Source organism: Nakamurella lactea DSM 19367 (assembly GCF_000426645.1).
In the GTDB taxonomy this organism is placed as follows: domain Bacteria; phylum Actinomycetota; class Actinomycetes; order Mycobacteriales; family Nakamurellaceae; genus Nakamurella; species Nakamurella lactea.
This window is the reverse complement of the sequence record NZ_AUFT01000005.1, coordinates 264,932-290,536: the sequence shown is the minus strand read 5'-3', so window position 1 is coordinate 290,536 and position 25,605 is coordinate 264,932. Positions and strand designations below refer to the sequence as shown.

Here is a 25,605-nt window from a genome sequence, read left to right as displayed (position 1 = left end):
CAGCTCACCGTAAGACGGCCGACTGTCCGGTTCCAGCACAAGTTTCGCGATAGGCTGTGCGAGTAGACCGCACAGTCGTCACGGCGAACAGGACACCGGTGCCCACCAACAGCCCGCTGAACGCACATCGGCTGCAGATGCTGGTGCAGCTCGACAGCCTTGGGACGGTCCGCGCGGTCGCCGATGCCCTGCACCTCAGTCCCTCTGCCGTGTCGTCGGCGCTCGCCGCGCTGGAGGCCGAGACCGGTACCCGGTTACTGAACCGGGTCGGCCGGCGGGTCGAGCTGACCCCGGCGGGCCGGGGGCTGGTCGGTCACGGCAGGGCGATCCTCGACCGGATGACGACGGCCGTCGCCGAGCTCCGGACTTCGGCCACCGAGCCGGCCGGGTCGGTCCGGCTCGCCGGCTTCTCCAGCGCGCTGCGCTCGATCGCCATCCCGGCCCTCACCGAGCTGCGCCGGGTACATCCGGACATCGACGTCGAGCTGATCGAGCTCGATCCGCAGGACAGCCTTGCCGCCTTGCGTCGTGACGGATGTGACATCGTCATTACCGCCGACTTCGTCGACGCTCCGCCGTTGGTGGATCCGGAAATCATTGTGCAGCACCTGATCTCGGACCAGATCGTGTTCGTGACGGCGGCTCCGAACGGCTCGGCTGACGCTCCGGCCGCGGCGGACCGCCGCGCTGTCAATCTCGCCGAATGGTCCGATCGCCCCTGGTCGATCGACATGCCCGGCAGCTATCTGGCCACCCTGATCAATACCCTGTGCCGCCGGGCCGGGTTCGAGCCAACGATCGCCGGCCGGTTCACCAGCTACCAGTTGCAGCTCGAACACGTCGAAGCCGGACTGTCCGTCACCCTGCTGCCAAGCCTGGCGATCGACCCGAGGTACCGGGTGCGCGCCCTGCAATTGCGCGATCCGGCGACCCGCACCATCCGGCTCGCGGTCCGGGCGACCGCGACCACCGCCGCTCGGGACGCCGTCGTCCGACTGCTGCTGCGCGGCGCCGCTGTCGGTACCCCGATCTACGGTGGGCAGGCGTCAGCGAACGGTGCCTGAAACGGAGCGCTGCTTCATCGCAGAGCACTGCAGAACCCATCCTGGAGGAATCATGACGACCTTGGATCAACGACCGAACACGGCATTGCTGGTGATCGATGTGCAGAACGGGGTGATGAGCGGCGCGCACGATCGCGACAACGTCGTCGCCAATATCAGCAGGCTGGTCGACAACGCCCGTGCCGCAGCGGTTCCGGTCGTCTGGGTACAGCACAACAGCGAGGAGCTGACCCGGGACAGCCAGGCATGGCAATACGTGCCGGAACTGCTCCGCCGGGACGACGAACCGCTGGTGCAGAAGGCTTACGGCGACTCGTTCGAAGACACCGATCTGGAGCCGGTACTCGCCGAACGACGAGTAGGCCGACTGATCGTCGCCGGGGCGCAGACCGATGCCTGCGTCCGCTCGACCCTGCACGGAGCCTTCACCCGGGGCTACGACGCGACCCTGGTGAGCGACGCGCACACTACCGAGGACCTCTCGGCGTACGGTGCCCCTGCGCCGGACATGGTCATCGCCCACACCAACCTGTACTGGCAGTACCAGACGGCGCCCGGCCGGACCGCCGGCATCGTCAGCACCGCGGACGTCGATTTCGCCGGAGCGGGCCAGTAGCCTTTCGTCGTCGTGGAGCTCCGATCCTCAGGTGAGCAACTCCCGCACCCGCGGGATCACTTCGGTGCCGTACAACTCGATCGCCCGCATCGAATACCCGTGCGGCAACTGACCGTTGGAGTACTTCAGGTCGAACCGGTCGATGCCCAGGCTGCGTACGGTCGCGGCGATCTTTTGCGCCACGGTCTCCGGCGCGCCGACGTACAGTGCGCCTTCTTCGATCTCCCGCTCGAAGTCGCCGCGCTGTGCAGGCGGCCAGCCGCGCTCGGAGCCGATCTTGTTGCGGCTGGCCGTCCAGTGTTCGCGGAGCTGATCGCGGGCCTGCTCGTCGGTGTCGGCGATGTGACCGGGGGAGTGCACTCCGATCGGCAGCGGCGGGTTCCCCAGTTGCTCGCCGGCGTTCCGGTACAACTCGACGTACGGAGCGAATCGCTGCGCCGGTCCGCCGATGATGGCGAGCATCAGCGGGATCCGGTACTCGGCGGCCCGGACCACCGACTCCGGGCTGCCACCGACGGCGATCCACACCCGCAAGCCGTCCGTCGTCTTCGGGTAGACATGCTGGTCGGTGAGCGGTGGCCGGAGGCGGCCCTGCCAGGTCACCGGGCCTTCGGCCAGCAGGGCGCTGAACAGGTCGAGCTTCTCGGCGAAGAGGTCCTCGTACTGCGCCAGGTCGAAGCCGAAGAGGGGGAACGATTCGACGAACGATCCGCGGCCCAGGGTGACCTCGGCTCGGCCGCCGGACAGCGCATCGATGGTGGCGAACCGTTCGAACACCCTGATCGGGTCGTCGGAACTGAGCACGGTGACCGCCGATCCGAGCCGGATCCGTTCGGTGCGGGTGGCAATACCGGCCAGCACCACGTCCGGAGCACTGACGGCGAAGTCCCTGCGGTGGTGCTCACCGACGCCGAAGGCATCCACCCCGACCTGGTCGGCCAACACCGCCTGGGCAACCACATTCCGCAGCACCTGTGGGTACGACTCCGCCGTCCCGTCCTCGGTGATCGTCATGTCACCGAAGGTGTCCAGCCCCAGATCGACCGATGTGCTCAACCCCGGATGATTCACTCCCGCGCTCCCTCCGGGTCGGCCCGGCGCTCCGGCGGCGCCCCGGTCCGTTGCCTCCGCTTGCCGTCCACTCATGATGACCCCTCGCGATGGCGGCCGAAACAAGCCCGCCATGCACTAGAACGTTCAACTGCTTTCTCAACCGGTGGACGGGCCACAGCATTCCACCATCGTCGTACCGCGTGGGACGATCGACGCAATGACCGGTACTCCAGAATTCGAGCAGCGCCTGCGCGACCTGGCGCGGCTGCGGCGCGTTCGCGATCGGATGGATCGTGAATATGCCCAGCCGCTGGACGTCGAGGCGCTGGCCCGCGGCGCGCACATGTCGGCCGGCCACCTGAGCCGGGAGTTCCGGCGCGCGTACGGCGAGTCGCCTTACTCGTACCTGATGACCCGCCGGATCGAACGGGCGATGGCACTGTTGCGGCGCGGCGACCTGAGCGTCACCGAGGTCTGCTTCACGGTCGGTTGTTCGTCGTTGGGGACCTTCAGCACCAGATTCACCGAACTGGTCGGGGTACCGCCGAGCGTCTACCGTCGCGAGGCCGCCGGCCAGACGCAGGGAATGCCGCCCTGCGTGGCCAAGCAGGTCACCAGACCGATCAGGAATCAAGAAGCCCGGGACGGCCAACCGCAACTAGCGTGAACACCATGAACATCACCATTCACAGCGTCATGATCCCGCACACCGACCCGGAGGCTTCGGTCGCGTTTTATCGCGACACTCTCGGCTTCGAGGTCCGCAACGACGTGGGGTACGGCGGGATGCACTGGATCACCGTGGGCCCACCAGACCAGCCGGACACCTCCATCGTGCTGTACCCGCCGGAAGCCACTCCTGGCCTCACCGACGAGGAGCGCCGGACCGTTGCCGAAATGATCGCCAAGGGCACCTACGCCAGCATCAACCTGGCCACCCAGGACGTGGACGGCACGTTCGAGCGGGTACAGGCCGGCGACGCCGAGGTGGTCCAGGAACCGACCGACCAACCGTACGGGGTGCGTGACTGCGCGTTCCGTGATCCCGCCGGCAACCTGGTTCGCATCCAGCAGGTGGGTTGACATGTCTCTCATCGATTCCGTCATCCTCGAGGTCGCCGATCCGGCCGCCGCCGAGGAGTTCTACACCGCGGCGTTCGATCCGGGCTCCCGCATTCGACTACGCGGGATCGACACCGCCACTGCTGCAACGACAACCGGGTTCCGCGGCTTCACCCTGTCGCTCGTCGCCGCCCAGCCGAGCACGGTCGACAGCCTGGTCGGCTCCGCACTCGACGCCGGCGCGACGCCGCTGAAGCCGGTCACCAAGAGCTTTTGGGGGTACGGCGGTGTGGTTCGGGCGCCGGACGGCGCAATCTGGAAGGTCGCGACGTCCTCGAAGAAGGAGGTCGGGCCGGCTACCCGCGAGTTCGACGACCTGGTGCTCCTGCTCGGTGTGGCAGATGTCAAGGCCAGCAAGCAGTTCTACATCGACCGAGGCCTGGTGGTGGCGAAGAGCTTCGGCAGCAAGTACGTCGAGTTCGAATCCGCCGGTTCGCCGGTCAAGCTGGCGTTGTACGGTCGTCGCGCCCTGGCCAAGGACGCCGGCGTTCCACCGGACGGTTCCGGGTCGCATCGGGTCGTCGTGGCCGGCGACGGCGCCTCCGGCCACGATCCGGACGGCTTCGCATGGGAGGCTGCATCGCACAACGTTCAGCAGGCGAATGGAGTCGGATAACGCATGGCCACCAGCAAGAAATCGGCCCCACGGTCGGACGAACGCCCGAGCCCGGCCGCCGCGGACCGGCACGATCTGATCCGGGTGACCGGCGCGCGGGTGAACAACCTCAAGGACGTCAGCGTCGAGATCCCGAAACGGCGACTGACGGCATTCACCGGGGTGTCCGGTTCGGGTAAGAGCTCGCTGGTCTTCGACACCATCGCCGCCGAGTCGCAACGGCTGATCAACGAGACCTACAGCGCCTTCCTGCAGGGATTCATGCCGAGCCTGGCCCGGCCCGAGGTCGACCGGCTCGAGGGGCTGACCACAGCGATTTTGGTGGACCAGGAACGGATGGGCGCCAACCCCAGGTCGACGGTCGGCACCGCCACCGACGCCAACGCCATGCTGCGCATCCTGTTCAGCCGGATCGGCAAGCCGTACGCCGGTCCGCCGACGGCGTTCTCGTTCAACGTCCCGACCCGCAAGGCCAGCGGTGTGATGGAGACCGACAAGGGCGGCCGGGTCGAGAAGAACGTGGTGCGCCAGGCGATCTACCTGGGCGGTATGTGTCCGCGTTGCGAGGGCATGGGGCACGTCAGCGACATCGATCTGACGGCGCTCTACGACGACAGCAAGTCGTTGAATGACGGGGCACTCACCGTTCCCGGCTATTCGATGGACGGCTGGTGGGGTCGTCTGTTCGCGGGGATGGGCCTGCCGATGGACAAGCCGATCGCGAAATTCACCAAGAAGCAGCTCGACACGATGCTCTACGCCGGGCCGACCAAGATGAAGGTCGAGGGCGTCAACCTGACCTTCGAGGGCGTCGTCCCGAGGATCCAGAAGTCGATGCTGTCCAAGGACCCGGAGGCGATGCAACCGCATGTGCGGCGGTTCGTCGAGCAGGCTGTCACCTTCCAAACCTGTCCCGACTGTGCGGGCACCCGGCTGACGCCGGAAGCCCGGTCGTCGAAGATCAACGGCCAGAGCATTGCCGACCTGTGCACCTGGCAGATCAGCGACTTGGCGCAGTGGGTGGGCGATCTCGACGAGCCATCCGTCGCACCGCTGCTCGCCGGCCTGCAGGACCTGCTGGACTCGTTCACCGGGATCGGCCTCGGATACCTGTCCCTGGATCGGTCCGCCGGCACCTTGTCCGGGGGAGAGGCCCAGCGCACCAAAATGATCCGGCATCTGGGATCATCGTTGACCGACATCACCTATGTCTTCGACGAGCCGACGATCGGGCTGCACCCGCACGACATCCAGCGGATGAACGACCTGTTGTTGCAGTTGCGCGACAAGGGAAACACGGTGCTGGTCGTCGAGCACAAGCCGGAGACGATCGAGATCGCCGATCACGTCATCGATCTCGGACCCGGCGCCGGCGCGGCCGGCGGCACCGTCTGTTTCGAGGGCACCGTCGAAGGACTACGCGGCAGCGACACCATCACCGGACAGCATCTCAGCGATCGCGCTTCGCTCAAATCGTCGGTACGCACCTCGACGGGTGTGCTCGAGGTGCGGGGCGCCGACACCCACAATCTGCAGAGTGTCGATGTCGACATCCCGCTCGGCGTGCTCTGCGTGCTGACCGGGGTGGCCGGGTCGGGAAAGAGCTCGTTGATCGACGGGTCGGTCGCCGGGCTGGACGGCGTGGTGTCCGTCGACCAGTCGGCGATCAAGGGTTCTCGGCGCAGCAACCCGGCGACCTACACCGGGCTGCTCGACCCGATCCGCAAGGCGTTCGCCAAGGAAAACGGGGTGAAGCCGGCCTTGTTCAGCGCCAACTCCGAGGGAGCCTGCCCGGCCTGCAACGGCGCCGGGGTCATCTACACCGAGCTGGGGGTGATGGCGACCGTCGAGTCCGTCTGCGAGGAGTGCCTGGGAAAGCGTTTCCAGACAGCGGTTCTGGACTACCACTTCGGCGGCCGGAACATCAGCGAGGTGCTGGAGATGCCGGTGACCCAGGCGGCAGATTTCTTCGACTCCGAAGACGCGAAGGTTCCGGCGGCACACACGATCCTGTCCCGGTTGCGCGACGTCGGACTGGGCTACCTCAGCATCGGCCAGCCGCTCACCACGCTGTCCGGCGGTGAGCGGCAGCGGCTCAAGCTCGCCACCCACCTGGGGGAGAAGGGCGGCATTTTCATCCTGGACGAGCCCACCACCGGGTTGCACCTGGCCGACGTCGACCAACTGCTCGGCCTGCTCGACCGACTGGTCGACGGCGGCAAGTCGGTGATCGTCATCGAGCACCACCAGGCGGTGATGGCGCACGCGGACTGGATCATCGACCTGGGCCCGGGCGCCGGCCACGATGGCGGCCGGGTGGTGTTCGAAGGGACACCTGCCGATCTGGTCGCCGACGGCTCCACCCTGACCGGCGAGCACCTGGCGGCCTATGTCGGCGGCTGAGCTGCTGGCGCCGGCTGGTGCGGCCCGCCCGGGTCGGCCGCGGGTCCGAACCACCTGGGCAGCACGGTGAGCAGCTCCCGCTGATCATCACCGATCCAGGCGACGTGGCCATCGGGACGCAGCAGCACCGCCGGCACCTCCAGTTCCTCGCTCACCCCGACGACGTGGTCGACCCGGTCCGCCCAGCCGGCTGCAGACAGCCGGCCGGTCTGGTCCAGCAGCAGCCCCCGACCTGCATGCATCAGTCCGTAGAGGTGGCCCTGCGGCACGGACACATCCCGGAGCCGCCGGCCGAGCAGCGGCGGTCCCTCACCGAAGTCGTACCGGATGCCGATCGAGGTGGTCTTCTCGATCAGGTAGCGGTTCACGTTGTCGAAGGCGATCAGGTCCCCGAGGAGCCGGCGCACCGCCTGCGGGCCGGGTTCGACCGACATCAATTCGCTCTGCGCACGGGTGATCGTCAGGATGTCGGCGGCGACCGGACGCCGTTCCGACTGGTAGCTGTCCAGCAGGTCGTCCGGTGCCCATCCGTCGATCGCCGCGGCCAGTTTCCAGCCGAGGTTGAACGCGTCCTGAACACCAAGGTTGAGGCCCTGACCACCCAGTGGCGGGTGGACGTGAGCGGCGTCGCCGGCGAGCAGCACCCGCCCGACCCGGTAGCGGTCGGCCAGCCGGGTGGCGTCGTCGAAGCGGGACAGCCAGTACGGCGAGTGCACACCGAAGTCGGTGCCGGCAAACGTGCGTAGCCGGTCCTTGATCTCGTCCAGGGTCGGCGGGACCGTGCGATCCTCGGCAACGCCAACGGCGGGCACCACCACCCTGGCCCTGCCGTCGCCGACCGGCCCGACGCCGAAACCGCGGTGCGTCCGGCGGGCTTCGGCGACGACGGCGGCCACCTCGTCCAACGGTGCGGTCATCTGCATCTCGCCGAGCAACCAGCCGTTGCTCGCCGGCTCGCCGGGGAAGCCAATGCCGAGCAGCTTCCGGACGGTGCTGCGCCCGCCGTCACAACCGACGAGGTAGCGCGAACGCAGCCGGCTGCCGTCCGCGAGCTCGGCGGTGGCCGCGTCGGGGTCCTGGCTCAACCCGACCAGTTCGCAGCCGCGCCGGAGTTCGGCACCGAGTTCGACGGCATGCTCGGCCAGTAGCCGATCGGTCACCGGCTGCGGGAGCCCCAGGATGTACGGGTGCGCGGTGTCGAGCCCGTCCGGCAGCGGCGTGTCGATGCCGGCGAAGTGGCCGCCCAACTCGTACTGCTTGCCGCGGGCCAGGAACCGTTCCAGCAGGCCCCGTTGGTCCAACACCTCGATGCTGCGCACGTGTAGCCCGAGCGACCGAACGATCGCGGCGGGTTCGAGGTCCTTTTCCAGCACCAGCACCCGCACGTCGTGCAGCCGCAGTTCGGCGGCCAACATCATGCCGGTCGGGCCGCCGCCGACCACGATCACGTCGTACACCATGTCTCCGTTCATCACCGTGCTCCTCATTTCTGTTCTGTCGCCATGCCATTTGCCGTTCCGAACTCAGCTCGTCAGCACCACAAGCTGTTGGGTTGCCCTGGTCATGGCGACATAGCGGTCGACCGCAGCCTCGATCCCTCCGCTGTCGAGTTCGCCACCGAAACGCTGCGGGTCGATCAGCACGACCAGATCGAATTCCAGCCCCTTGGCGAGCTCCGGAGTCAGCATGCGGACCTCGGAGCCGGGCTGGAACAGAGTGTCCGCCTTGCCGTCCGCGGTGATCAGGCAGGCAATTCCCTCCTCGTGCGCGGCGCGCCAGCCGTCCAGAACGGCGGCCAGCTCAGCGACTTTGCCGTGCCCGACCGGGATCCCGGTCCTGCGGATCGAGGTCGGCACGTTGGCGTCGGGGAGGGCGGCAAGGATCACCGGCGCAGCCTCGGACATCACCTCTTCCGGCGTCCGATAGTTGATGGTCAGGGTGGCGAGTTCGATCCGGTCCAGCCCGATCCGGGTCAGTCGTTGCTCCCACGACTCGGTGAATCCGTGCCGCGCCTGGGCCCGGTCGCCGACGATGGTGAGGCTGCGGGACGGACAACGCAGCAACAACATCTGCCACTCGGCATCGGTGAGTTCCTGTGCCTCGTCGACCACGATGTGGGCAAACGGACCGGCCAGCCGATCGCGATCCGGGCCGAGCTGCGCATCATGGTCGACCAGCGCGTCACGCAGGTCGTCGCCACGCAGCATCGACATCACCTGCAGTTCCGAATCGTCGGTGGCGATCAGATCGTCGATCACCGTGGACATCTCCTGCCCGGCGGCGGCCAGCGCCGCCGCCTGTCGTCGCTGACGGCCGGCCGCATCACGCTCGCCGAGCCGCCGCCGGGCGACGTCGAGCAGCGGCAGGTCGGACACGGTCCAGGCGGCCGGGTCCGGCCGTCGCAGGCGGCGGAGCTGATCGGGCTCCAGCCACGGGGCGCACATCCGCAGGTAGGCCGGTACCGTCCAGAGGTCGCCGACCAGATCGGCGGGTTCGATCAGCGGCCACGCGGAGTTCAGCGAGCTCTGCAGTTCCTTGTTGCCGTGCAAGGCTTTCTCGACCCGATCGATCGGAACGTCCTCGTCGAGCTTGTCGGTCAGGATGGTCACCAGTTCAGCGAAGATCTCTGCTCGCGCCTCGTTGTGCGGGGTGCCCACCCTGGCTGCGGCGAACGCCTCGGACCAATCGTCGGGGGTCACCCGCAGGTCGGCCCAGTCGGTGCTGATCGTCATCGTCGTCGTCGGCGGCTCCTCGTAGAACCGGACGGCAGTCTCGATGGCTGTCACCCAGTCTGCGGACGACTTCAGCCTGGCAACCTGCGGGTCCGTCTCGACGGCGGCCGCGGCGCCTTCGGCGACCAGATCACGCAGGGTGCAGGTCTGCACGCCCTCCTCACCCAGGCTCGGCAAGACGTCGGCCACGTAGTTGAGATACGGCTGATGCGGTCCGACGAACAGCACCCCGCCCCGATCGTGGCCGAGCCGTGGATCGGAGTACAGCAGATAGGCCGTCCGGTGCAGCGCGACGACCGTCTTGCCGGTGCCAGGACCGCCGTCGACGACCAGGGCGCCCCGCGACCCGGCGCGGACGACGGCGTCCTGGTCGGCCTGGATGGTGCCCAGCACGTCGCGCATCCTGGCGGATCGATTGCTACCCAAGCTCGCGATGAACGCGGACTGGTCGTCGAGCGCTGCCCGGGACTCCAGCCCTTCGGGGGTGAAGACCTCGTCCCAGTAGTCACTGACCCGTCCACGCGACCAGCGGTACCTCCGGCGGCTGGCCAGGCCCATCGGGTTGGCGTGGGTGGCCGCGAAGAACGGCTCGGCCGCGGGGGAGCGCCAGTCGAGCAACAGTGGGTCCCCGTTGCTGTCCCGCAGGCCCAACCGGCCGACGTACAACGGCTCCGGATCTTCGACGCGGACAACATGGCCCAGACACAGGTCGAGGCCGTAGCGGCTCAGGGTGCGCAACTGCGCCGTCAGCCGGTGGACCTGCTGGTCACGCTCCATCGCTTCCTGGCCACCGCGGTAATGCTTCTTACGCTCGATGTCCAGCCGGTCGGACAACTCCGCAATCGACTGCCGCAGGCACTCCGAGATCGCGGTGAAATGCTCTTCGTCCGCGGCAATCAAGGCCGGGACGGCCTTGGCCGCGAGTCGCTCCGGCAGGTCAAACACGCTGGTGGTCAAGGGTTTCACGTCAGCTCCAATCTGAGGTCATTGACCTCGGCCGACTATTGTGCGGCACCACCGGGGCCTTGCCGCAAGGCCCCCGATGCGCTATATATTGGTAGTGGAGGGGAGTAACAAGACCTCCAGGACGGCGATCGTCCGGGATCGGTTCTACCCTCCCTGCATGACTGATCGATCGGCAGCGGCCGAATCCCAGCAGGCACAAGACCTACCCGACTGGCGAGTCCTCGGCGCCGGCGCCGAGGCGTGGTTCGAGGCATCGAGTCTTTCTGCCTGCGCCGTGCTGCTGGGTCGGATTGCCGAGTCGGCCGGCAACGACGGACTTCCCGACGTGGACCTGCGCCCCAGCGGTCTCCGGGTGCGGATCGGGTCGGGATCCGCGGACCTTGCCCAGGCGATCTCGGCGAACGCACGAGACCTCGGGCTGTCCGCGTCTCCCGGCCGGCTGCAGACGGTCCGGGTGGGCATCGACGCAGCGGACCCGGCATCGGTGGCGTCCTTCTGGCAACCGGTGCTGGGCTACCGCCCGATCGGCGCCGATCTGATCGATCCATGGCGGCGGGATCCGGCGCTCTCGGTCCGCCCGCTCGACGAGCCCCGGCTCCTGCGCAACCGGATTCACCTGGACGTGGTGCGGGTCCCGGAAGCGGTGTCGTCGATCCGGGCAGCCGTCGGCCAGGAGCCGTACGGCGTCTACGGACTGACGCTGGCCGACGCCGAGGGGAACGAGGTCGACCTGGTTCCCGGCGACGCGCTGTCGGCCGATCCGGCGACCTCCGACTGGCGCGTCGTGTTCAGTGCCATGACGTTCTATCCGACGTCGTCCGCGACCCGGACGGGCCGGCTGGTCGCCGCCGTCGCCGGACTGGCCGACGACGCCGGGGTGCCCCTGCTCATCGACGCCCGGCGGGACGGAGTCGTCATCGACAGCGGCAAGGACCAGTGGGAGGACGACGGGCACGGATCCGCGGCCCGCTTCGCCGAGCTGGCCGGCCGGGTCCAAGCCGCGGCCCGCGAGCTGGGGCTGGTCGCCGACCCGGCGGGGTTGCGATTCGTTCAGTTCGGCATCGACGCCGTCGACATCCCTGCGGCACAAGCATTCTGGATTGCCGCCCTCGGGTACCAGCACGACCCGCGGCAGCACGTCACCGACATCTACGATCCGGATCGACTCGATCCGGTCATCTTCTTCCAGAACCTGGAGTCGGCAGAGCAGGACCGGCGCCGCCAGCCCAACCGTATCCGGCTGGAACTCTGTGTCCCCGACGACCGGGCGCAGCCCCGGATCGACGCGGCGGTCGCCGCCGGGGGACAGTTGCTCGACCGAACACCGGGGCGGATCCGGCTGGCCGACCCCGAGGGCAACGAGTTGGACATCGTCACGCAGTGACCAGGAGGCCGTGCCGTCGCACCCGGCCGCTACGCATACTCTCCCTGCAGCACGCTTTCCGAGCGCATCGGGAACGATACCGAGGCAGGACAGATGACGACCCACACAGACCCGTCGGCACCCGGCGAAGCGGATGCCACCGAGTCGCCCGGGCCGGGCAGCGCCGAACCAGCGCCGGACGACGCTGCGTCAACCGCCGCGCCGGACGAACGCACCCCGGACGATCCCGCGGCCGAAGCGCGCGGTCGCAGCCGGTTTCGATACACCTTGCCGGGCCTGTGGGTGGCATTGCTGTTCGTCTGCCTGTCGTTCACCCCGTCGTTGTTGCCGCGACCAGGTGCCTTCCAGGGCTTCGTCTGTGGGGTGAACGGGGCGATCGGCTACGGCCTTGGCGTCCTCGGGGCCTGGGTCTGGCGGCAGTTCGCCGACCGGCCCGCGCGTGCCCCGCGGCGTCGGTCCTGGCAGGTGTTCGCCGTGGTGGCAGCGGTCGCGCTCGTCGCTTCCTACCTGCTGGGCTTGAGATGGCAGCTCCGGATTCGTGAGCTCCTGCAGGCGCAGACCGATGGTGTCGTCTCCCAGCTGCTGTTGCCGGTGGTGGGCGCGCTGGTCTTCGTCGGCCTGGTCGCGGCCGGCCGGGGCCTGCGCCGCTGCTACCGATGGATCGCCAAGGTGCTGAGCCGGTGGATGGGTCGGCGGGCGGCCCGGGCGCTCGGTTGGGCGGCGGTCGCCGGGCTGACGCTGCTGCTGGTGACCGGCGTCCTGTTGGACGGGATCGTCGGGTTGGCGCAGCGCAGCTTCGCCGTCCAGGACGGCTCGACCGGCGCCCTCGCGGTCAAGCCGGATACCGCGTTGCGGTCGGGCGGGCCGGGTTCGCTGGTGGCTTGGGACACCCTTGGGTTCCAGGGACGGAACTTCATCGGCCAGGGTCCGACGGTTGCCGAGATCTCCGCGTTCAACGACTCGGCCGCGGTGGAGCCGATCCGCGCCTATGCGGGCATCGCTTCGGCCGACGACATAGAGAGTCGTGCCCAGCTCGCCGTTGACGACCTGCAACGGGCGGGCGGATTCGATCGGGGTTATCTGCTGGTGGCGGGGACCACCGGAACCGGTTGGGTCGACCCCGGGGCGCTGACGTCGCTGGAGTACGAGACCGGCGGCGACGTCGCGAGCGTGGCCATCCAGTACTCCTACCTACCGTCGTGGGCGTCGATCATGGTCGATCAGGAACGGGCGCGGCAGGCGGGCCGGGAGTTGTTCGACGCCGTCTACGAGCGGTGGTCGGCGTTGCCGGCGGACCACCGGCCGAAGCTGCTGGTGTTCGGCGAGAGTCTCGGATCGTTCTCCGCGGAGGCGGCGTTCAGCGGTGAGTACGACCTGCGGAACCGCACCGACGGGGCGATGTTCGCCGGCGCGCCCAGCTTCAATCCGCTGCACCGGGCCTACACCGACGGCCGGGACGCGGGCAGCCCGCAGATCGAGCCGGTGTACCGGGACGGCCGCATCGTGCGGTTCTCCAGCGATCCGGCCGAGCCGATCGCGCCGGCCGACGCACCGTGGACCGGCACGCGGGTGCTGTATCTGCAGCACCCGTCGGACCCCGTCACCTGGTTGTCACCGGACCTGATCCTGCACCGGCCGGACTGGCTGGCCGAGCAGCGGGGCCGCGACGTGCTCGACGAAATGACCTGGATCCCGTTCGTCACCTTCTGGCAGGTGGCGGCTGACATGTTGGAACCGGTGGAGGTGCCGCCGGGGCACGGTCACGTCTACACCCAGGAGTATGTCGACGGCTGGGCCGCCATCGTCCAGCCTCCCGGGTGGACCGCCGAGAAGTCCGCGGAGCTCAGGCGAATCGTCGAACGCCCGCGGTCCTGAGCCGCGGAGGCACGTATCGCTGGTGGCAGGCGCAGAATCGCAAGGTGCTGAAACGCATCAATGCGCTGCTGATGGCCATCCAACGTCACGGCAACGAAGGAATTGGCAAGCCAGAGGCGTTGAAACATGACTTCGCCAGCTGGTCGCGTCGGCGTGCCAGATATGCCGCCTCTGCAGTATTGCCCGCCGACTCGATGGCCGCGTCGTACGCCGCGCGCGACTCGTTGCTGCGCCCCAATCTGCGCAGCAGGTCGGCCCGGGCGGCGTGATAGGCGTGGTAGCCGGTCAAGCTGACCGCGAGACCGTCGATGGATCCCAGGGCGACCTCCGGACCGTCGATCTCGGCGACCGCGATCGCCCGGTTGAGGGCGACGATCGGCGAGCGATCGATCCGGACGAGCTGGTCGTAGAGAGCGACCACCTGCGACCAGTCGGTGTCGCGGATGTCGCGGGCGGAGGTGTGCACGGCGTTGATCGCGGCCAGGATCTGGAATCTACCGGGCGGCTCCCCGGCGGCCAGTCGCTCGCGCACCAGTCGATGGCCTTCGGCGATCAGCGCAGCGTCCCAGGCACCGCGGTCCTGTTCGCCGAGGGCGACCAGCTCGCCATTGGCCGAGAGCCTGGCACGGTGCCGGGACTCGGTGAGCAGCATCAGCGCCAGCAGGCCGGCCACCTCCCCGTCCTGCGGAAGGAGAACGCGGAGCAGCCGGGCCAGCCGGATCGCCTCCGCCGTGAGGTCGGTGCGCAGCGGATCCGTGTCGGGGCCGGTCGCCAGGTAGCCCTCGTTGAAGACCAGGAACAGCACGGTGAGGACGCCGGAGACGCGTTCCGGGAGATCTTCGGCTGACGGCACCCGGTACGGGATCCGGGCGGCCCTGATCTTGGCCTTCGCCCGGGTGATCCGTTGTCCCATAGTGGTTTCCGTCACCAGGAAGGCGCGGGCGATCTCCGGCATGGTCAGCCCGCCGACCATCCGCAGCGTCAGCGCGACCCGCGCTTCGACCGCCAGTGCCGGGTGGCAACAGGTGAACAGCAGCCGGAGCCGGTCGTCCTCGATGGCGCCCAGAGGCGCCGGTGGTTCGTCGTCGAACAACACCTGAGCCTCCCTGGACTTGGTGCCGCGCTTGCCCTCTCGACGGATCCGGTCGATGGCCCGGCGCCCCGCGGTAGTCGTCAACCAGGCACCGGGGTTGGGTGGTACGCCGTCGGCCGGCCAGCGCTCGACGGCGGCGGCGAAGGCCTCGGCGGCCGCCTCCTCGGCGATGTCGAGGTCGCCGAAACGCCGGGTCAGCGAGGCCACCACCCGCGCCCATTCTTCGCGGTGGGCCCGGGTGATCGCCTCCTGCACGCCAGTCACGCTGTGCTGTCCCGGCCGTGAGTCATTTCGTATCCGCTTCGGTGAGGAACGGCCGCACCTCGACCTTTCGGTTGCACGCCTTCGAGCCGTCGGTGGCGAGCCTGAGCGCCACGTCGAGATCGGCTGCCTCGATGATCCAGAATCCGACGATGAATTCCTTGGACTCCAGGAACGGCCCGTCGGTGACGATCGCGTCGTCACCCCGGTTGTCGATGACGGTGGCGGTACTCGGCCCTGGGAGTCCGCCGGCGAATACCCAGTAGCCATCTGTCTGGAGGCGGTCGTTGAACACGTCGATGGCCGCCTGCTCGTCCTGGGTGGCTTCGTCGTCCGAATCGTTGATGACGGAAAGCAGGTATTGCATTTCGATCGTCTCCTGTGGCTCGGTGGCGCCCCAAGCGGCGCCTCTCACCCTGCTACGAACGGCTTTGCCCCGATCCGACAGTCCGAAGGGCAAGCCCGACGGAATATATCCGGACCCAGGGCCGGGGGCCGGAATTCGGTTCGGTCCTGGCGGGGCTCAGGGATGCAGGGTCGGCCGGTAGGTGAGCTCCTGGGTGTGCCCGTCGAGGGTTCGGCTCTCGATCAGTTCGAGGTCGAAGTCGGCTGCTCCTCGGAAGATCGGGGCGTCCCCGGTCTTCCCGGTGATCACCGGGAAGACCGTGACCTGGACTCGGTCGACCAGACCGGCGGCCATCAGTGCCCGGTTCATCGACAGGCTGCCGTGTGAGCGCAGCGGTACGTCCGATTCCGCCTTGAGCCGGGCGACGACATCGACCGCGTCGCCGCTGACGAGCGTCGCATCCGGCCAGTCCAGCGGACCTTCCAGGGTGGAGGAGATCACCGTGGCCGGCAGCTGGACCATTCTGCTGACCCACGGGTCGCGCACGTCGGAGTCCTCGGTGCTGGCGGCCAGCATGGTCACGAACTCTCGATAGGTGTTGGCCCCGAAGACCATTCGCCCCTCGTCGTACAGGTCGAAGCGACGATCGAGCAGCTCGGGACCCTGTTTGCCCCAGTAGCCGCCCCAGTCGCCGCTGCTCACGCCGCCGAATCCGTCGAGACTGGAAAAGACATCAAAGGTGTAGCTGGCTGTCATGGTGCTCTCCTCGGGTCGTCGGTCAGTGACGCCACTACCGACTCGAGATCTCGACGAAACTCATCGCCCGGGCCGGCGCCGCGAAGTGCCGGTACGGCGGCTACAACGAGGGCTCGGGGTCGAGGCAGCTGACGGCCGGATGTCCGGGAGCGTAGAACTATTTGATGACTGATCTCGTGACTGACCGGCGGGCGACGCTGGAACGGGCCGAGGGTTCGTGGCATCCATTGGGACTTGCCGCCCGGTTCGACCAGCTCGCCGGCCGCTTTCCGCAACGCCCGTTCGTGATCACCGCACAAGAGTCGTATTCCTACGAGCGGATGCGGGCACGGTCGCTGGAGCTTGCTCGCGGGCTGCATGAACTGGGAGTGCGGGCGGGGGACGCCGTGGCCCTGGTGATCGACAACCGCCCGGAGTTCATCGCGGTCAAATTGGCCATCGCCTGGGTCGGGGCGACCGCGGTACCGATCAACTTCTCCTATCGCACCGAGGAATTGGTTGCGGTCCTGAAGCAGTCCAGGGCCGGCGTCCTGATCAGCATCGATGCGTCGATCGGGGTGGACCGGCTGGCCGTCCTCGACGAGCTGGCACCGGGATGGGAGACCGATCCCGACACTTCCCAGGTGCCGACGTTACGAGAGATCCTGCTCGTCGATGCGGCGTCCCGGCCGATGGCGCGGGATCTGACGTGGCTGGCCGAGCGGGGCCGTGGGGTGCCGGAGTCGGTGGTGAGGCGGGTGGGGGAGTCCGTAGATCCTGCTGACGCCTGCGACATCGTGTTCACTTCCGGGACGTCGGGCCACGCGCTGGGCGCAGTACTCAGCCACGACATGGTGCTGCGCAGCGCTTACGGCTCTGCCTATCACCGAGGATTCGCCGATGGCTGGCGGATCGGGTTCTCGCTGCCGATGTATCACGTCTTCGGCTACGTCGAGGGATTGCTGGCATCCATGTTCGCCGGCGGGGCCGTGGTGCCGCACGCGGTGTTCAACCCGCGCAGCATGCTGACCTCGATCGAGCAGCACGGCGTCAACGAGGTATTGCTGGTGCCGACCATGAGCGTGGCGATCGTCGAGGAGACGACTCGGCATTCGTACGATCTCGGCAGTCTGGAGTCGGTCTTCTCCGCGGCGGCACCCGCTCCGGTTCGGTTGTGGGAACGGCTTCACGAGCAGTTGCACCCCCGCGTGGTGTTCACCGGCTACGGACAGACCGAGGTATCGGCGGCGACCACGTTGACCCAGCCGGCCGACCCACTCGAGCTGGTCGCGACGACGATCGGCCGCACCAAACTCGGTGGATGCGCAGCGGCCGATCAGCCGGATGGCGTTCTGGCCCACTACCGCACGGTCGACCCGTTCACCGGGGCCGTACTGCCCGAGGGTGACGAGGGTGAGCTCTCGGTGCGTGGGCCGATCGTCACGAGGGGATATTTCGATGACCCGGAACGCAGCGCCGAGCTGATCGACGCGAACGGCTGGTTGCGGACCGGTGATCTTGGGCGCGTCCGCGCCGACGGGTACCTGGAACTGACCGGGCGCAGCAAGGAGTTGTTCAAGGTAGGCGGCGAACTCGTTGCCCCGCAGCAGGTCGAGCAGGTGCTCACCGCTCACCCCGGCGTCGGGCAGGCGTTCGTGGCCGGTGTGCCGAACGATCGCCTCGGCGAGGTCGGCTGGGCCTGGATCGTCCCGGTGGACGGCGCCGTGGTCAGTTCCAGCGACATCATTCGCTACTGCCGTGCCCACGTCGCCGGCTTCAAAGTGCCTCGGGGCGTGACCTTCCTGAGTCCTGATGAGTTGCCGATGACCAGCACCGGCAAGGTCCAGAAGTATCGGCTGCTCGAAGGCTGGACGGGATAGGGGCTGGGGCGCTGGAGTGCATCGAAGGTGTTGCGACGGGCCCCTTCTGGTGCACTCGGCGAGGTGCGGTTCCCGGATGCGGTTGAAGTTCACTCGTTCGGCTGCTCGAACAGGGGTTCGAGGACGGGTAATGTTGGGACATGGCACGGGGGACGTATTTCAGGGGCAGTCGGGCGGTAGTCCTTGACCCGCCCGGGATGGGGGATCGGTGGGGATCCTCTGATCCGGTACTGCATGACGAACCCCGGCAGCTGGATCCCGAGTCGGCCGGTATTGATACTTCGGTGCCGCAGATCCTGTGGGTGGCAGGCAGTCTGGATTTGACGGCGTACCGGTACCGGGAAGTTCCGGAACCGGTACGGCTGGACGACGGTGAGATGATCGGCGGTGATTTCGACCCGTCCGAGATCTCCAGTGTGCACCTCATGGGCTGGTCCGGAGACGCCAGCGCCGCCGGCGCCGCCCCGGCCGAAACTCGCGCCACCCGCACCGCCCCGGCCGGAACCTGGTCGGCCGCAACGGCTCCGCCGCGTCGGTTGGATCGACTGGCCACCGCCAGGTGGCGCCAGCGGCTGGTGGAGTTGCCGGCCGGCCCAGGTTTGGCCGCGCACCTCGCCGAGCGGCCACAGGCGCCGGAGCACCTGGACCTGACACCGACCGCTGGTGGGTCGGAGCAGGAAGCGTGGGCGCAGGCGCTGCTGGATTCGGTGGTTGCCCGGCAGCGGCTGATCGATCATCTGCAGGCGCGGCAGGCGGCCGACCTGGCCGAGCTGGAGGGCAACTACCCGGGGCTGGTCGAGTTCCTGCCCACCGAACTGGCGATCGCACTGCATGTCACGGAGAACGCGGCCGGCCGGCAGATCGACACGGCGCGGCGGCTGCGGTTGCGGCTGCCGGCGGCCTGGTCCGCCTGGGATACCGGACAGCTGTCCTCGGAGAAGGCCCGCTACCTCGGCGAGGCCACCAAGGACCTCGACCAGGGGCACACCGGCCGGGTCGAGCGGTCCGTGTTGCCGGCGGCGCCGGGGCAGACTCTGCCGGAGTTCCGGGCGGCGGTCCGCCGGGCGATCATCCGAACCGACCCGGACGGTGCGCAGGTCCGGCACGAAAAGGCCAGAGCGAACCGGCGGATCGAGAAGTACACGCGCGACGACGGGATGGGGGAACTGCGCTACCACGCGACCGCTGCCGAGGTGCAGCAGGTGTGGGAGGCGCTCACCGGGATAGCGCGGGCCGCGAAGACCCCCGACGACGAGCGGACCCTTGATCAGCGGCGGGCCGACGCATTGACCGACCTGTGCATCGCCGTGCTGGACGATGGTGGCTGGGCCGGGACGCCGCTGCCGAAGCGGCAGCGGAGCAAGACGCTGATCAATGTGACGATCCCGATCACCGCCCTCGCCGGTGGGTCCGATGTGTGCGATCTGGAGGGCTACGGCCCGATCACCGCCGGTCAGGCCTGGACCCTGGTCAACGATGCGGAACTGCGCCGGATGGTCTGCGACCCGGTCACCGGGGAACTACTCGAGGTGAGTGTTCCCGAGTATCGGCCGCCGAAATGGTTGGCCGATCAGGTCATCGCCCGGGATCAGACCTGCGTGGCACCGGGCTGCCGGACCCGGGCGACACACAGTCAACTCGATCACCGCAAACCGTATGCGCAGGGCGGTGCGACCAGCCGGGACAACCTGAATTCGCTGTGTCTGCACCACCACCGTGGCAAAGACGGCGGCGGACTGCAGCTGAAGAAGCTGGCAGACGGCAGCTACCACTGGACCACCCCGCTGGGCCGAACCGCCCGGCGGAGACCGGCCCAATGGTGGCGACCACCCGATCCGAACCAGACCGCCTTGTATCTACGAGATGTTCGGGCCAGCGGCACCGCCGCCGACGACCCACCACCATTCTGAGAATCCGGCATCCCGCCCTGCCCGGAGTCCCGCTGCCTCCGTCCGAGCTCGTCCGCGTCACTCGGTCGGATCGTGATGCTGAGCGATATTGAGCACGCTCCCGCCGGGTGTTCTCACGAAGAAGCGGCGGATGCCCCACGGCTCGGTGGTCAGGGGATGGACGATCTCGTAGCCGAGGCGTTGTGCGGTGGCGAAAGCCTCGTCGACGTCGTCCACTTTGACCGAGAGCAAGGGGTTCTCCGGTCCGGTCGCGTCCTGCGAGAGCAATTGGATGTGCTCACCCGAGGACGGCACGACAACGCGCATCACCCAGTCGAGGCCCATGTCCTGCGCCTCGAGGCCCAGAAAGTCGATGTAGAAGGCCTTCTCCTCGGCGAGGTCGGACACCGTGAGGTCGGCTGTCACCCGGATGACTCGCATGAATACCTCTCCATCCCTCGGCGTCGCTACCTTCGTGCTTCCTGCACGGTCGTGTCAGATCTCGAGTCGACAGTGTCCCCGTGCCGGTGCGCCACCCGCCAAAGTCCGTCCTCGCGTCGGTACACCTGAGTCGCCCGCAACGTGTAGCTGCGTGCCTCGCCATTGACGGCGGCCGAGGTGTGCTCCAGGCCGGCGGAGTAGGCCATGTCGCCGACTACGTCATAGGCCTGAAGTTCGAAGGCGTACGCGGAACAGTCGGAGAAACTCTTCCCCAGCGCGGTGAATAGCTCGTTCACCTCCCGCAATCCATAGGCGTTACCCCACGCGCCCAGCACGCTCACGGGTTCGTTGCCCGACCAGAGCTCTCGACGCGGTTCCGGATCGCCATTGTGGAGTGCCAGCTCTGCCTGAAAGAGTTCAGACCGTACCCAAGCGAGGAACGCGTCGGGGTCGCCCATCGTCCTATTATGCCGCCATCCGGGCGACCTTCACGAGATCCACGCCATGAACGACACGAAAGCAGGGGAGCGGAACTCATGCCCATCAAGTTCGAGAACGTCGGCATCGCCGTCCGCGACCTCGAAGAGGCAATCGCCTTCTTCACCGACCTTGGGCTGACCGTTCTGGGCCGTGACACGGTCAGTGGGGAGTGGACCGACACTGCCGTCGGCCTCGACGGCAACCACGCGAAGATCGCCATGCTCCAGACACCAGACGGCGACGGTCGCCTCGAGCTCTTCGAATACATCCACCCCGACGCGATCGAGACGAACCCGACGCGGCCCAACGAGATCGGCATGCACCGCGTCGCGTTCTCGGTGGACAACCTCGACGAGGCCCTGACCATCGCGGCGAGGCACGGCTGCCACCCGCTGCGCGGCGTGGCGACCTACGAGGACGTCTACAAGCTGACCTATGTCCGCGGCCCCAGCGGCATCCTCGTGATGCTCGCCGAGAAGCTGAACAAGGACTGACCGCCGGCGGGGCACCCGGAATCAGCACGGTTCCCGCAGTTCACTGCGAATGAGGTGACGACAGCGTGACCAGCACCGGAGGACGGTCATCAGATGCAATACGCAGGCTATGATCTGACATAATGTACATTATCGGCGAACAGCTGACAGCCGGCAGGGCCGCTCGATCGAGACCCCGTCCCGGTTGGCTGCTCCGGTCCCTGATGCGCTCAGTACCCGATCCGCGCTGTCCGGCCGAACCACATCCGTCGCGGTCAGCCTGGTCGCCCAGTGCCCGGCCGAACCAACGAACTGGGCGGCCAGCTGGCTCCGGAGATCGACGAATTCGGAGATCGAAGAACTCGGCGTCCGCAGCGTGCCTGACGCACTGGCGATGACCAATCCTGCCCATTCGTCACCCAGGAGTCCCGGCAGATCCATCCGAACGTGCAGCAGCACAACGAGTTTCACACCACCGATTCGTCACCGTGACGTAATCCGGGCTGGTCGCTGGACTCCGCCCGCTCCGACCAATCCGGGACCAACAGGTCCAACCCTGACGGGATACGATCGAGTCATGGGCGATCTCACCGATTACCTGGCCACGCTCGCGGCGGCCGACCGACAGGTCCTGACCCGAGTACGCGACCTTGCCCTCGAGGTATGCCCTGAGGCCGAGGAAGGCCGCAGTTATGGGATGGCCGCCCTGCGGCTGAACGACAGACCGTTGATCGGTGTCGCCTCCACCAAGAGCCATCTGAGCCTCTTTCCGTTCAGCCCGGAGGTCGTCACCGAGGTTGCCGACCGACTGGCGGGCTATCAATTGTCCAAGGGCACGATCAGATTCACCGCCGAACATCCGTTGCCGGATGACGTGGTGCAAGCGGTGGTCCGCTTGCGCGCCGAGCAGATCGACGGCCGCCGCCACTGATCACCCGACCCCAGTTCCATCGGAGCCGGGCGGGCCCACAGATTCGTCACAGTGACATAATGCCCGTATCGATTCCCCATGACAATACTTGCGCTGCAACGTATCTCGACGACGCCCGGAGCCGCCAACCTACCGGATCGCGAGTTCGTCCGCTCGCAGCCGACGCAACAGCTGCACTCCCACCGGGTAGCCGGTCTGGTTCGTTCACAACGGGTATCAATGCGACGATGGCCCGCATGACAGCAGGCACCGAACCCGATGACGCGGTCCACTCGTGTATCCGCGTGCGTGGCGCCAGCGTGCACAACCTCAAAGGGATCGACGTGGACATCCCCCGCGACGCCTTTGTCGTGGTGACCGGAGTATCCGGTTCGGGTAAGTCGTCGTTGGCGTTCGGAACCATCTATGCCGAGGCGCAGCTGCGGTACCTCGAATCCGTAGCGCCGTACGCGCGTCGACTGATCGAGCAGGCCGGAGCACCTGAGGTCGACAGCATCACGGGTCTACCGCCGGCCGTCGCTCTCCGGCAGACCCGCGCGACTCCCGGTTCACGATCGAGCGTCGGCACCGTCACCACTTTGTCGAATGCGCTGCGCATGCTCTATTCGCGGGCCGGCAGCTATCCGCCGGGGGCGGCTCGCCTGGACAGCGATGGTTTCTCCCGCAACACTGCCGCCGGCGCCTGCCCGACCTGTCACGGCCTCGGACAGGTCCACGACGTCACCGAAGCCTCGCTGGTGCCCGACCCCGACCTGAGCATTCGGGACGGCGCCGTCGCCGCGTGGCCTGGCGCCTGGCTGGGCAAGAGCTACCGGGACATCCTGCGGACACTCGGTCACGACATCGATCGTCCGTGGCGCGAGCTACCCCAGGCAGACCGCGATTGGATTCTGTTCACCGACGACCAGCCAGTCGTCACCGTGGAGCCGATCAGGGAGGCCCACCGCATCCAGCGGCCGTATCAAGGGACCTTCAGCAGCGCGAAACGGTATGTGCTGCATACACTCTCGGAGTCACGCAGCGGCACGGCGCGGCGTCGGGCGCTGCAGTACGTCGTTACGTCGACCTGTACGACGTGCGACGGCACCGGGTTACGCGCCGAAGCCCGATCGGTCACCGTCGCCGGACGCACTCTGCCGGATCTCGCGTCCCTGCCGGTCACTGATCTCATCGACGTGCTCGGCTCCGCTGACGGCAGTGACGTGGCGGTGGCGATCGTGCCGGACATCCGGGCGCGCGTGGACGTCATGGTCCGGCTCGGTCTCGGCTACCTGTCGATCGATCGCCCGACGCCGACGCTCTCCGCGGGCGAGCTACAGCGTCTGCGGCTGGCCACTGCCCTGCGCTCACAACTGTTCGGCGTGGTGTACGTCCTGGATGAGCCATCGGCCGGTCTGCACCCCGACGACACCGAATCGCTGCTGGTCGTTCTCGATGAGTTGCGCCGCAGCGGAAACTCGCTGATCGTCGTCGAACACGACCTCGAGGTGATGCGCCATGCCGATTGGCTGGTCGACGTCGGCCCGGGCGCCGGCACCGACGGCGGACACCTGGTGCACAGTGGCCCGGTCCCGCAATTGGCCGACGTGCCGGACTCACGCACCCGCCCGTACCTGATCGACCCCGACCCTCCCCCGGCCCGCGAACCGCGGCCGACGGCTGACTGGCTGGGGCTGCGCGGTGTGACGCGACACAACCTCAAGGGCCTCGACGTCGACGTGCTGCTGGCTGTGTTCACGGCGCTCACCGGCGTGTCCGGGTCGGGAAAGACCACCCTGATCGACGTTCTCGGTGAGGCCCTGCGCGATCACCTCGGGCAGACCCGCGCACTCGACCCGGATGAGATCGACGACGACACCGCGGTTGCCTCCGCCGACCGAGGCTATGCCGCTGCCACCGGTACCGATGCCATCCAGCGGGTCGTCCAGGTTGACCAACGCCCGATCGGACGCACGCCTCGATCGAACCTGGCTACCTACACCGGGTTGTTCGATCGGGTTCGCACGCTCTTTGCCGGCCAGCCGGCGGCGAAGGCGCGGGGTTACTCAGTGGGACGGTTCTCGTTCAACGTGAAGGGCGGGCGGTGTGAAAACTGCGAGGGTGCAGGCTATGTCGCCGTCGAACTGCTGTTCCTGCCGAGCACCTACTCGCCCTGTCCGGTGTGCCACGGGCGCCGCTACAACCAAGACACTCTGTCCATCACCTACCGGGACGCCTCGATCGCCGACGTGCTCGATCTCACCGTCGACGAGGCGACGGACTTCTTCGGTGACCAGCCGAGCATCGAACGTGCGCTCGTCACATTGCAGGACATCGGACTGGGCTACCTCACTCTCGGCCAGCCGGCCACCGAGCTGTCCGGCGGCGAAGCACAGCGGATCAAACTGGCCACCGAATTGCAGCGGCGCCGGCGCGGACACACCGTCTACGTGCTCGATGAGCCGACGACCGGCCTGCACCCCGCCGACGTCGAACAGCTGCGAGCGCAACTTGATGCGCTCGTCGAGGGCGGCAACACCGTTGTGGTCGCCGAACATGACCTGAGCGTGATCGCGGCCGCCGACCACGTCATCGATCTCGGACCGGGTGGCGGGGCCGACGGCGGCACCGTCGTCGCCGCCGGAACGCCCGCTCAGGTCGCCGGTTCGACGGCCAGCCGCACCGCCCGCTACCTCGCCCGTTGGCGTCAGCGATAGGCATCGGGAACGGCCAGGTCGAAGCGGGCACACAGCCGCCGTACGTCGTCGCGGTCGAACGCGCGCTGCGGATATCCCTGGTGCCAGCGCAGCGACCACTCAGGATCCTCGCAGCGCACCGGCAAGGTGCTGATCCGGCCTGTGCCTCGCAGGGCGGTGTCCGGAAAGGTCTCGTCACCGGTGACGGCGCCGTAGTGCAACCGGCCGTCTCCGAGCGGGGTGTAGAAGTGCAGGTCGACGCGAAGGGCGCCGCCGTCGTGCAGCACGAAGTTCCAAGGGCGGTCTCCCGGCCAGGGAAGGATGCGATCGATCCCGAGCGCCGTCATCCCCCGGAACAACGGTTCGATGTCGGCGACTTCCAACCACAGGTCGAGATCGGAGTGGTCCCTGGTCTGCTGTTCCAGCAGGGCATCCACACCCCAGCCGCCGCCGACGCAGACGTCGGCCCCGGCCTCAGCGAGTGACGACAGTATCCGGGTGGCTGATTCCACCGGCATGAGGTGCGTCACCGCGCCATTGTGTCAGGCTCGATGACGGGCTGGTCCGGCA

General features: G+C 67.7%; 23 protein-coding genes and 1 pseudogene. 14 read left to right on the top strand and 10 right to left on the bottom strand.

Features of this window, described 5'->3' with window-relative positions; all coding sequences use genetic code 11:
• Nucleotides 1-137 precede the first annotated feature (137 nt).
• Nucleotides 138-1,064, top strand: a complete 927-nt coding sequence (locus tag K340_RS0104555) for a LysR substrate-binding domain-containing protein (RefSeq protein ID WP_037362857.1) — start codon at nt 138-140, stop codon at nt 1,062-1,064.
• A gap of 52 nt (nt 1,065-1,116) precedes the next feature.
• Nucleotides 1,117-1,680: a cysteine hydrolase family protein gene (locus K340_RS0104550; protein ID WP_029135847.1), complete on the top strand. Its 564-nt coding sequence runs from the start codon at nt 1,117-1,119 to the stop codon at nt 1,678-1,680.
• 27 nt (nt 1,681-1,707) lie between these two features.
• Here the strand turns inward: K340_RS0104550 and K340_RS0104545 are convergent, their stop codons facing one another.
• Nucleotides 1,708-2,736 carry an LLM class flavin-dependent oxidoreductase gene (locus K340_RS0104545; RefSeq protein WP_029135846.1) on the bottom strand — a complete coding sequence of 343 codons (1,029 nt, stop codon included), beginning with the start codon at nt 2,734-2,736 and terminating at the stop codon, nt 1,708-1,710.
• Nucleotides 2,737-2,950: 214 nt separating this feature from the next.
• On the opposite strand from K340_RS0104545, the gene K340_RS0104540 reads away from it, so the two are divergent.
• The 4 genes from K340_RS0104540 to K340_RS0104525 are packed head-to-tail and all read left to right on the top strand — an operon-like array spanning nt 2,951 to nt 6,874.
• Nucleotides 2,951-3,400 (top strand): helix-turn-helix transcriptional regulator, encoded by a 450-nt coding sequence (locus tag K340_RS0104540; RefSeq protein ID WP_029135845.1) that lies wholly within the window; start codon nt 2,951-2,953, stop codon nt 3,398-3,400.
• Between the two features lie 5 nt (nt 3,401-3,405).
• Nucleotides 3,406-3,816 (top strand): VOC family protein, encoded by a 411-nt coding sequence (locus K340_RS0104535; protein WP_211229261.1) that lies wholly within the window; start codon nt 3,406-3,408, stop codon nt 3,814-3,816.
• Between the two features lies 1 nt (nt 3,817).
• Complete coding sequence (locus tag K340_RS0104530; protein ID WP_029135843.1) at nt 3,818-4,471, top strand: VOC family protein; 654 nt, start codon at nt 3,818-3,820, stop codon at nt 4,469-4,471.
• A 3-nt stretch (nt 4,472-4,474) separates the two neighbouring features.
• Nucleotides 4,475-6,874 (top strand): ATP-binding cassette domain-containing protein, encoded by a 2,400-nt coding sequence (locus K340_RS0104525; protein WP_029135842.1) that lies wholly within the window; start codon nt 4,475-4,477, stop codon nt 6,872-6,874.
• Here the strand turns inward: K340_RS0104525 and rox are convergent.
• Together rox and helR are read right to left on the bottom strand one after the other, a co-directional pair.
• Nucleotides 6,859-8,331: a rifampin monooxygenase gene (rox, locus tag K340_RS27450; protein ID WP_051265197.1), complete on the bottom strand. Its 1,473-nt coding sequence runs from the start codon at nt 8,329-8,331 to the stop codon at nt 6,859-6,861. The genes K340_RS0104525 and rox overlap by 16 nt on opposite strands.
• 66 nt (nt 8,332-8,397) lie before the next feature.
• Complete coding sequence (gene helR / locus K340_RS0104515; protein ID WP_029135841.1) at nt 8,398-10,572, bottom strand: RNA polymerase recycling motor ATPase HelR; 2,175 nt, start codon at nt 10,570-10,572, stop codon at nt 8,398-8,400.
• Nucleotides 10,573-10,729: 157 nt separating this feature from the next.
• Here helR and K340_RS27445 point away from each other — a divergent pair, with 157 nt between their 5' ends.
• The 3 genes and pseudogenes from K340_RS27445 to K340_RS37440 form a co-directional block, all read left to right on the top strand.
• On the top strand, nt 10,730-11,956 hold the full coding sequence (locus K340_RS27445; protein ID WP_037362660.1) for a VOC family protein: 1,227 nt from the start codon (nt 10,730-10,732) through the stop codon (nt 11,954-11,956).
• A gap of 93 nt (nt 11,957-12,049) precedes the next feature.
• Nucleotides 12,050-13,831 (top strand): alpha/beta hydrolase, encoded by a 1,782-nt coding sequence (locus K340_RS0104505; protein WP_084614040.1) that lies wholly within the window; start codon nt 12,050-12,052, stop codon nt 13,829-13,831.
• Nucleotides 13,828-13,983: pseudogene (locus K340_RS37440) on the top strand (type II toxin-antitoxin system YoeB family toxin); the annotation flags it as partial. The gene K340_RS0104505 and the pseudogene K340_RS37440, both read left to right, overlap by 4 nt.
• On the opposite strand, the gene K340_RS27440 reads toward K340_RS37440, so the two are convergent.
• From K340_RS27440 to K340_RS0104490, 3 genes are all read right to left on the bottom strand, one after another.
• Nucleotides 13,917-15,188, bottom strand: coding sequence for an RNA polymerase sigma factor (locus tag K340_RS27440; RefSeq protein WP_051265053.1), 1,272 nt, complete (start codon nt 15,186-15,188; stop codon nt 13,917-13,919). The pseudogene K340_RS37440 and the gene K340_RS27440 sit on opposite strands and share 67 nt — an antisense overlap.
• 22 nt (nt 15,189-15,210) lie before the next feature.
• Nucleotides 15,211-15,552 (bottom strand): YciI family protein, encoded by a 342-nt coding sequence (locus tag K340_RS0104495; RefSeq protein WP_029135839.1) that lies wholly within the window; start codon nt 15,550-15,552, stop codon nt 15,211-15,213.
• A 156-nt stretch (nt 15,553-15,708) separates the two neighbouring features.
• The gene (locus K340_RS0104490; RefSeq protein ID WP_029135838.1) at nt 15,709-16,287 is read right to left on the bottom strand and encodes a dihydrofolate reductase family protein; all 579 of its coding nucleotides are present in this window, start codon (nt 16,285-16,287) and stop codon (nt 15,709-15,711) included.
• A gap of 164 nt (nt 16,288-16,451) precedes the next feature.
• On the opposite strand from K340_RS0104490, the gene K340_RS0104485 reads away from it, so the two are divergent.
• Both K340_RS0104485 and K340_RS0104480 read left to right on the top strand, forming a co-directional pair.
• Nucleotides 16,452-18,146, top strand: a complete 1,695-nt coding sequence (locus K340_RS0104485) for a class I adenylate-forming enzyme family protein (protein ID WP_029135837.1) — start codon at nt 16,452-16,454, stop codon at nt 18,144-18,146.
• Between the two features lie 284 nt (nt 18,147-18,430).
• A complete protein-coding gene (locus K340_RS0104480; protein ID WP_154674073.1) occupies nt 18,431-20,056 on the top strand; it encodes an HNH endonuclease signature motif containing protein in 1,626 nt (541 codons plus the stop codon).
• Nucleotides 20,057-20,113: 57 nt separating this feature from the next.
• Here K340_RS0104480 and K340_RS0104475 read toward each other — a convergent pair whose 3' ends face one another.
• Together K340_RS0104475 and K340_RS27435 are read right to left on the bottom strand one after the other, a co-directional pair.
• A complete protein-coding gene (locus K340_RS0104475) occupies nt 20,114-20,461 on the bottom strand; it encodes a VOC family protein (RefSeq protein WP_211229260.1) in 348 nt (115 codons plus the stop codon).
• A gap of 41 nt (nt 20,462-20,502) precedes the next feature.
• Complete coding sequence (locus tag K340_RS27435) at nt 20,503-20,934, bottom strand: nuclear transport factor 2 family protein (protein WP_051265051.1); 432 nt, start codon at nt 20,932-20,934, stop codon at nt 20,503-20,505.
• A 78-nt stretch (nt 20,935-21,012) separates the two neighbouring features.
• Between K340_RS27435 and K340_RS0104465 the strand changes: the two genes are divergently transcribed.
• A complete protein-coding gene (locus K340_RS0104465; RefSeq protein WP_029135834.1) occupies nt 21,013-21,450 on the top strand; it encodes a VOC family protein in 438 nt (145 codons plus the stop codon).
• A gap of 129 nt (nt 21,451-21,579) precedes the next feature.
• On the opposite strand, the gene K340_RS0104460 is transcribed toward K340_RS0104465, so the two are convergent.
• Nucleotides 21,580-21,900: a hypothetical protein gene (locus K340_RS0104460; RefSeq protein ID WP_029135833.1), complete on the bottom strand. Its 321-nt coding sequence runs from the start codon at nt 21,898-21,900 to the stop codon at nt 21,580-21,582.
• Between the two features lie 106 nt (nt 21,901-22,006).
• Here K340_RS0104460 and K340_RS0104455 point away from each other — a divergent pair, with 106 nt between their 5' ends.
• Together K340_RS0104455 and K340_RS0104450 are read left to right on the top strand one after the other, a co-directional pair.
• A complete protein-coding gene (locus K340_RS0104455) occupies nt 22,007-22,360 on the top strand; it encodes an iron chaperone (RefSeq protein WP_029135832.1) in 354 nt (117 codons plus the stop codon).
• 236 nt (nt 22,361-22,596) lie between these two features.
• Nucleotides 22,597-25,056, top strand: a complete 2,460-nt coding sequence (locus K340_RS0104450; RefSeq protein WP_037362847.1) for an excinuclease ABC subunit UvrA — start codon at nt 22,597-22,599, stop codon at nt 25,054-25,056.
• Here the strand turns inward: K340_RS0104450 and K340_RS0104445 are convergent.
• Nucleotides 25,047-25,565, bottom strand: a complete 519-nt coding sequence (locus K340_RS0104445; RefSeq protein ID WP_211229259.1) for a nucleotidyltransferase domain-containing protein — start codon at nt 25,563-25,565, stop codon at nt 25,047-25,049. The genes K340_RS0104450 and K340_RS0104445 overlap by 10 nt on opposite strands.
• Between the last annotated feature and the right edge of the window lie 40 nt (nt 25,566-25,605).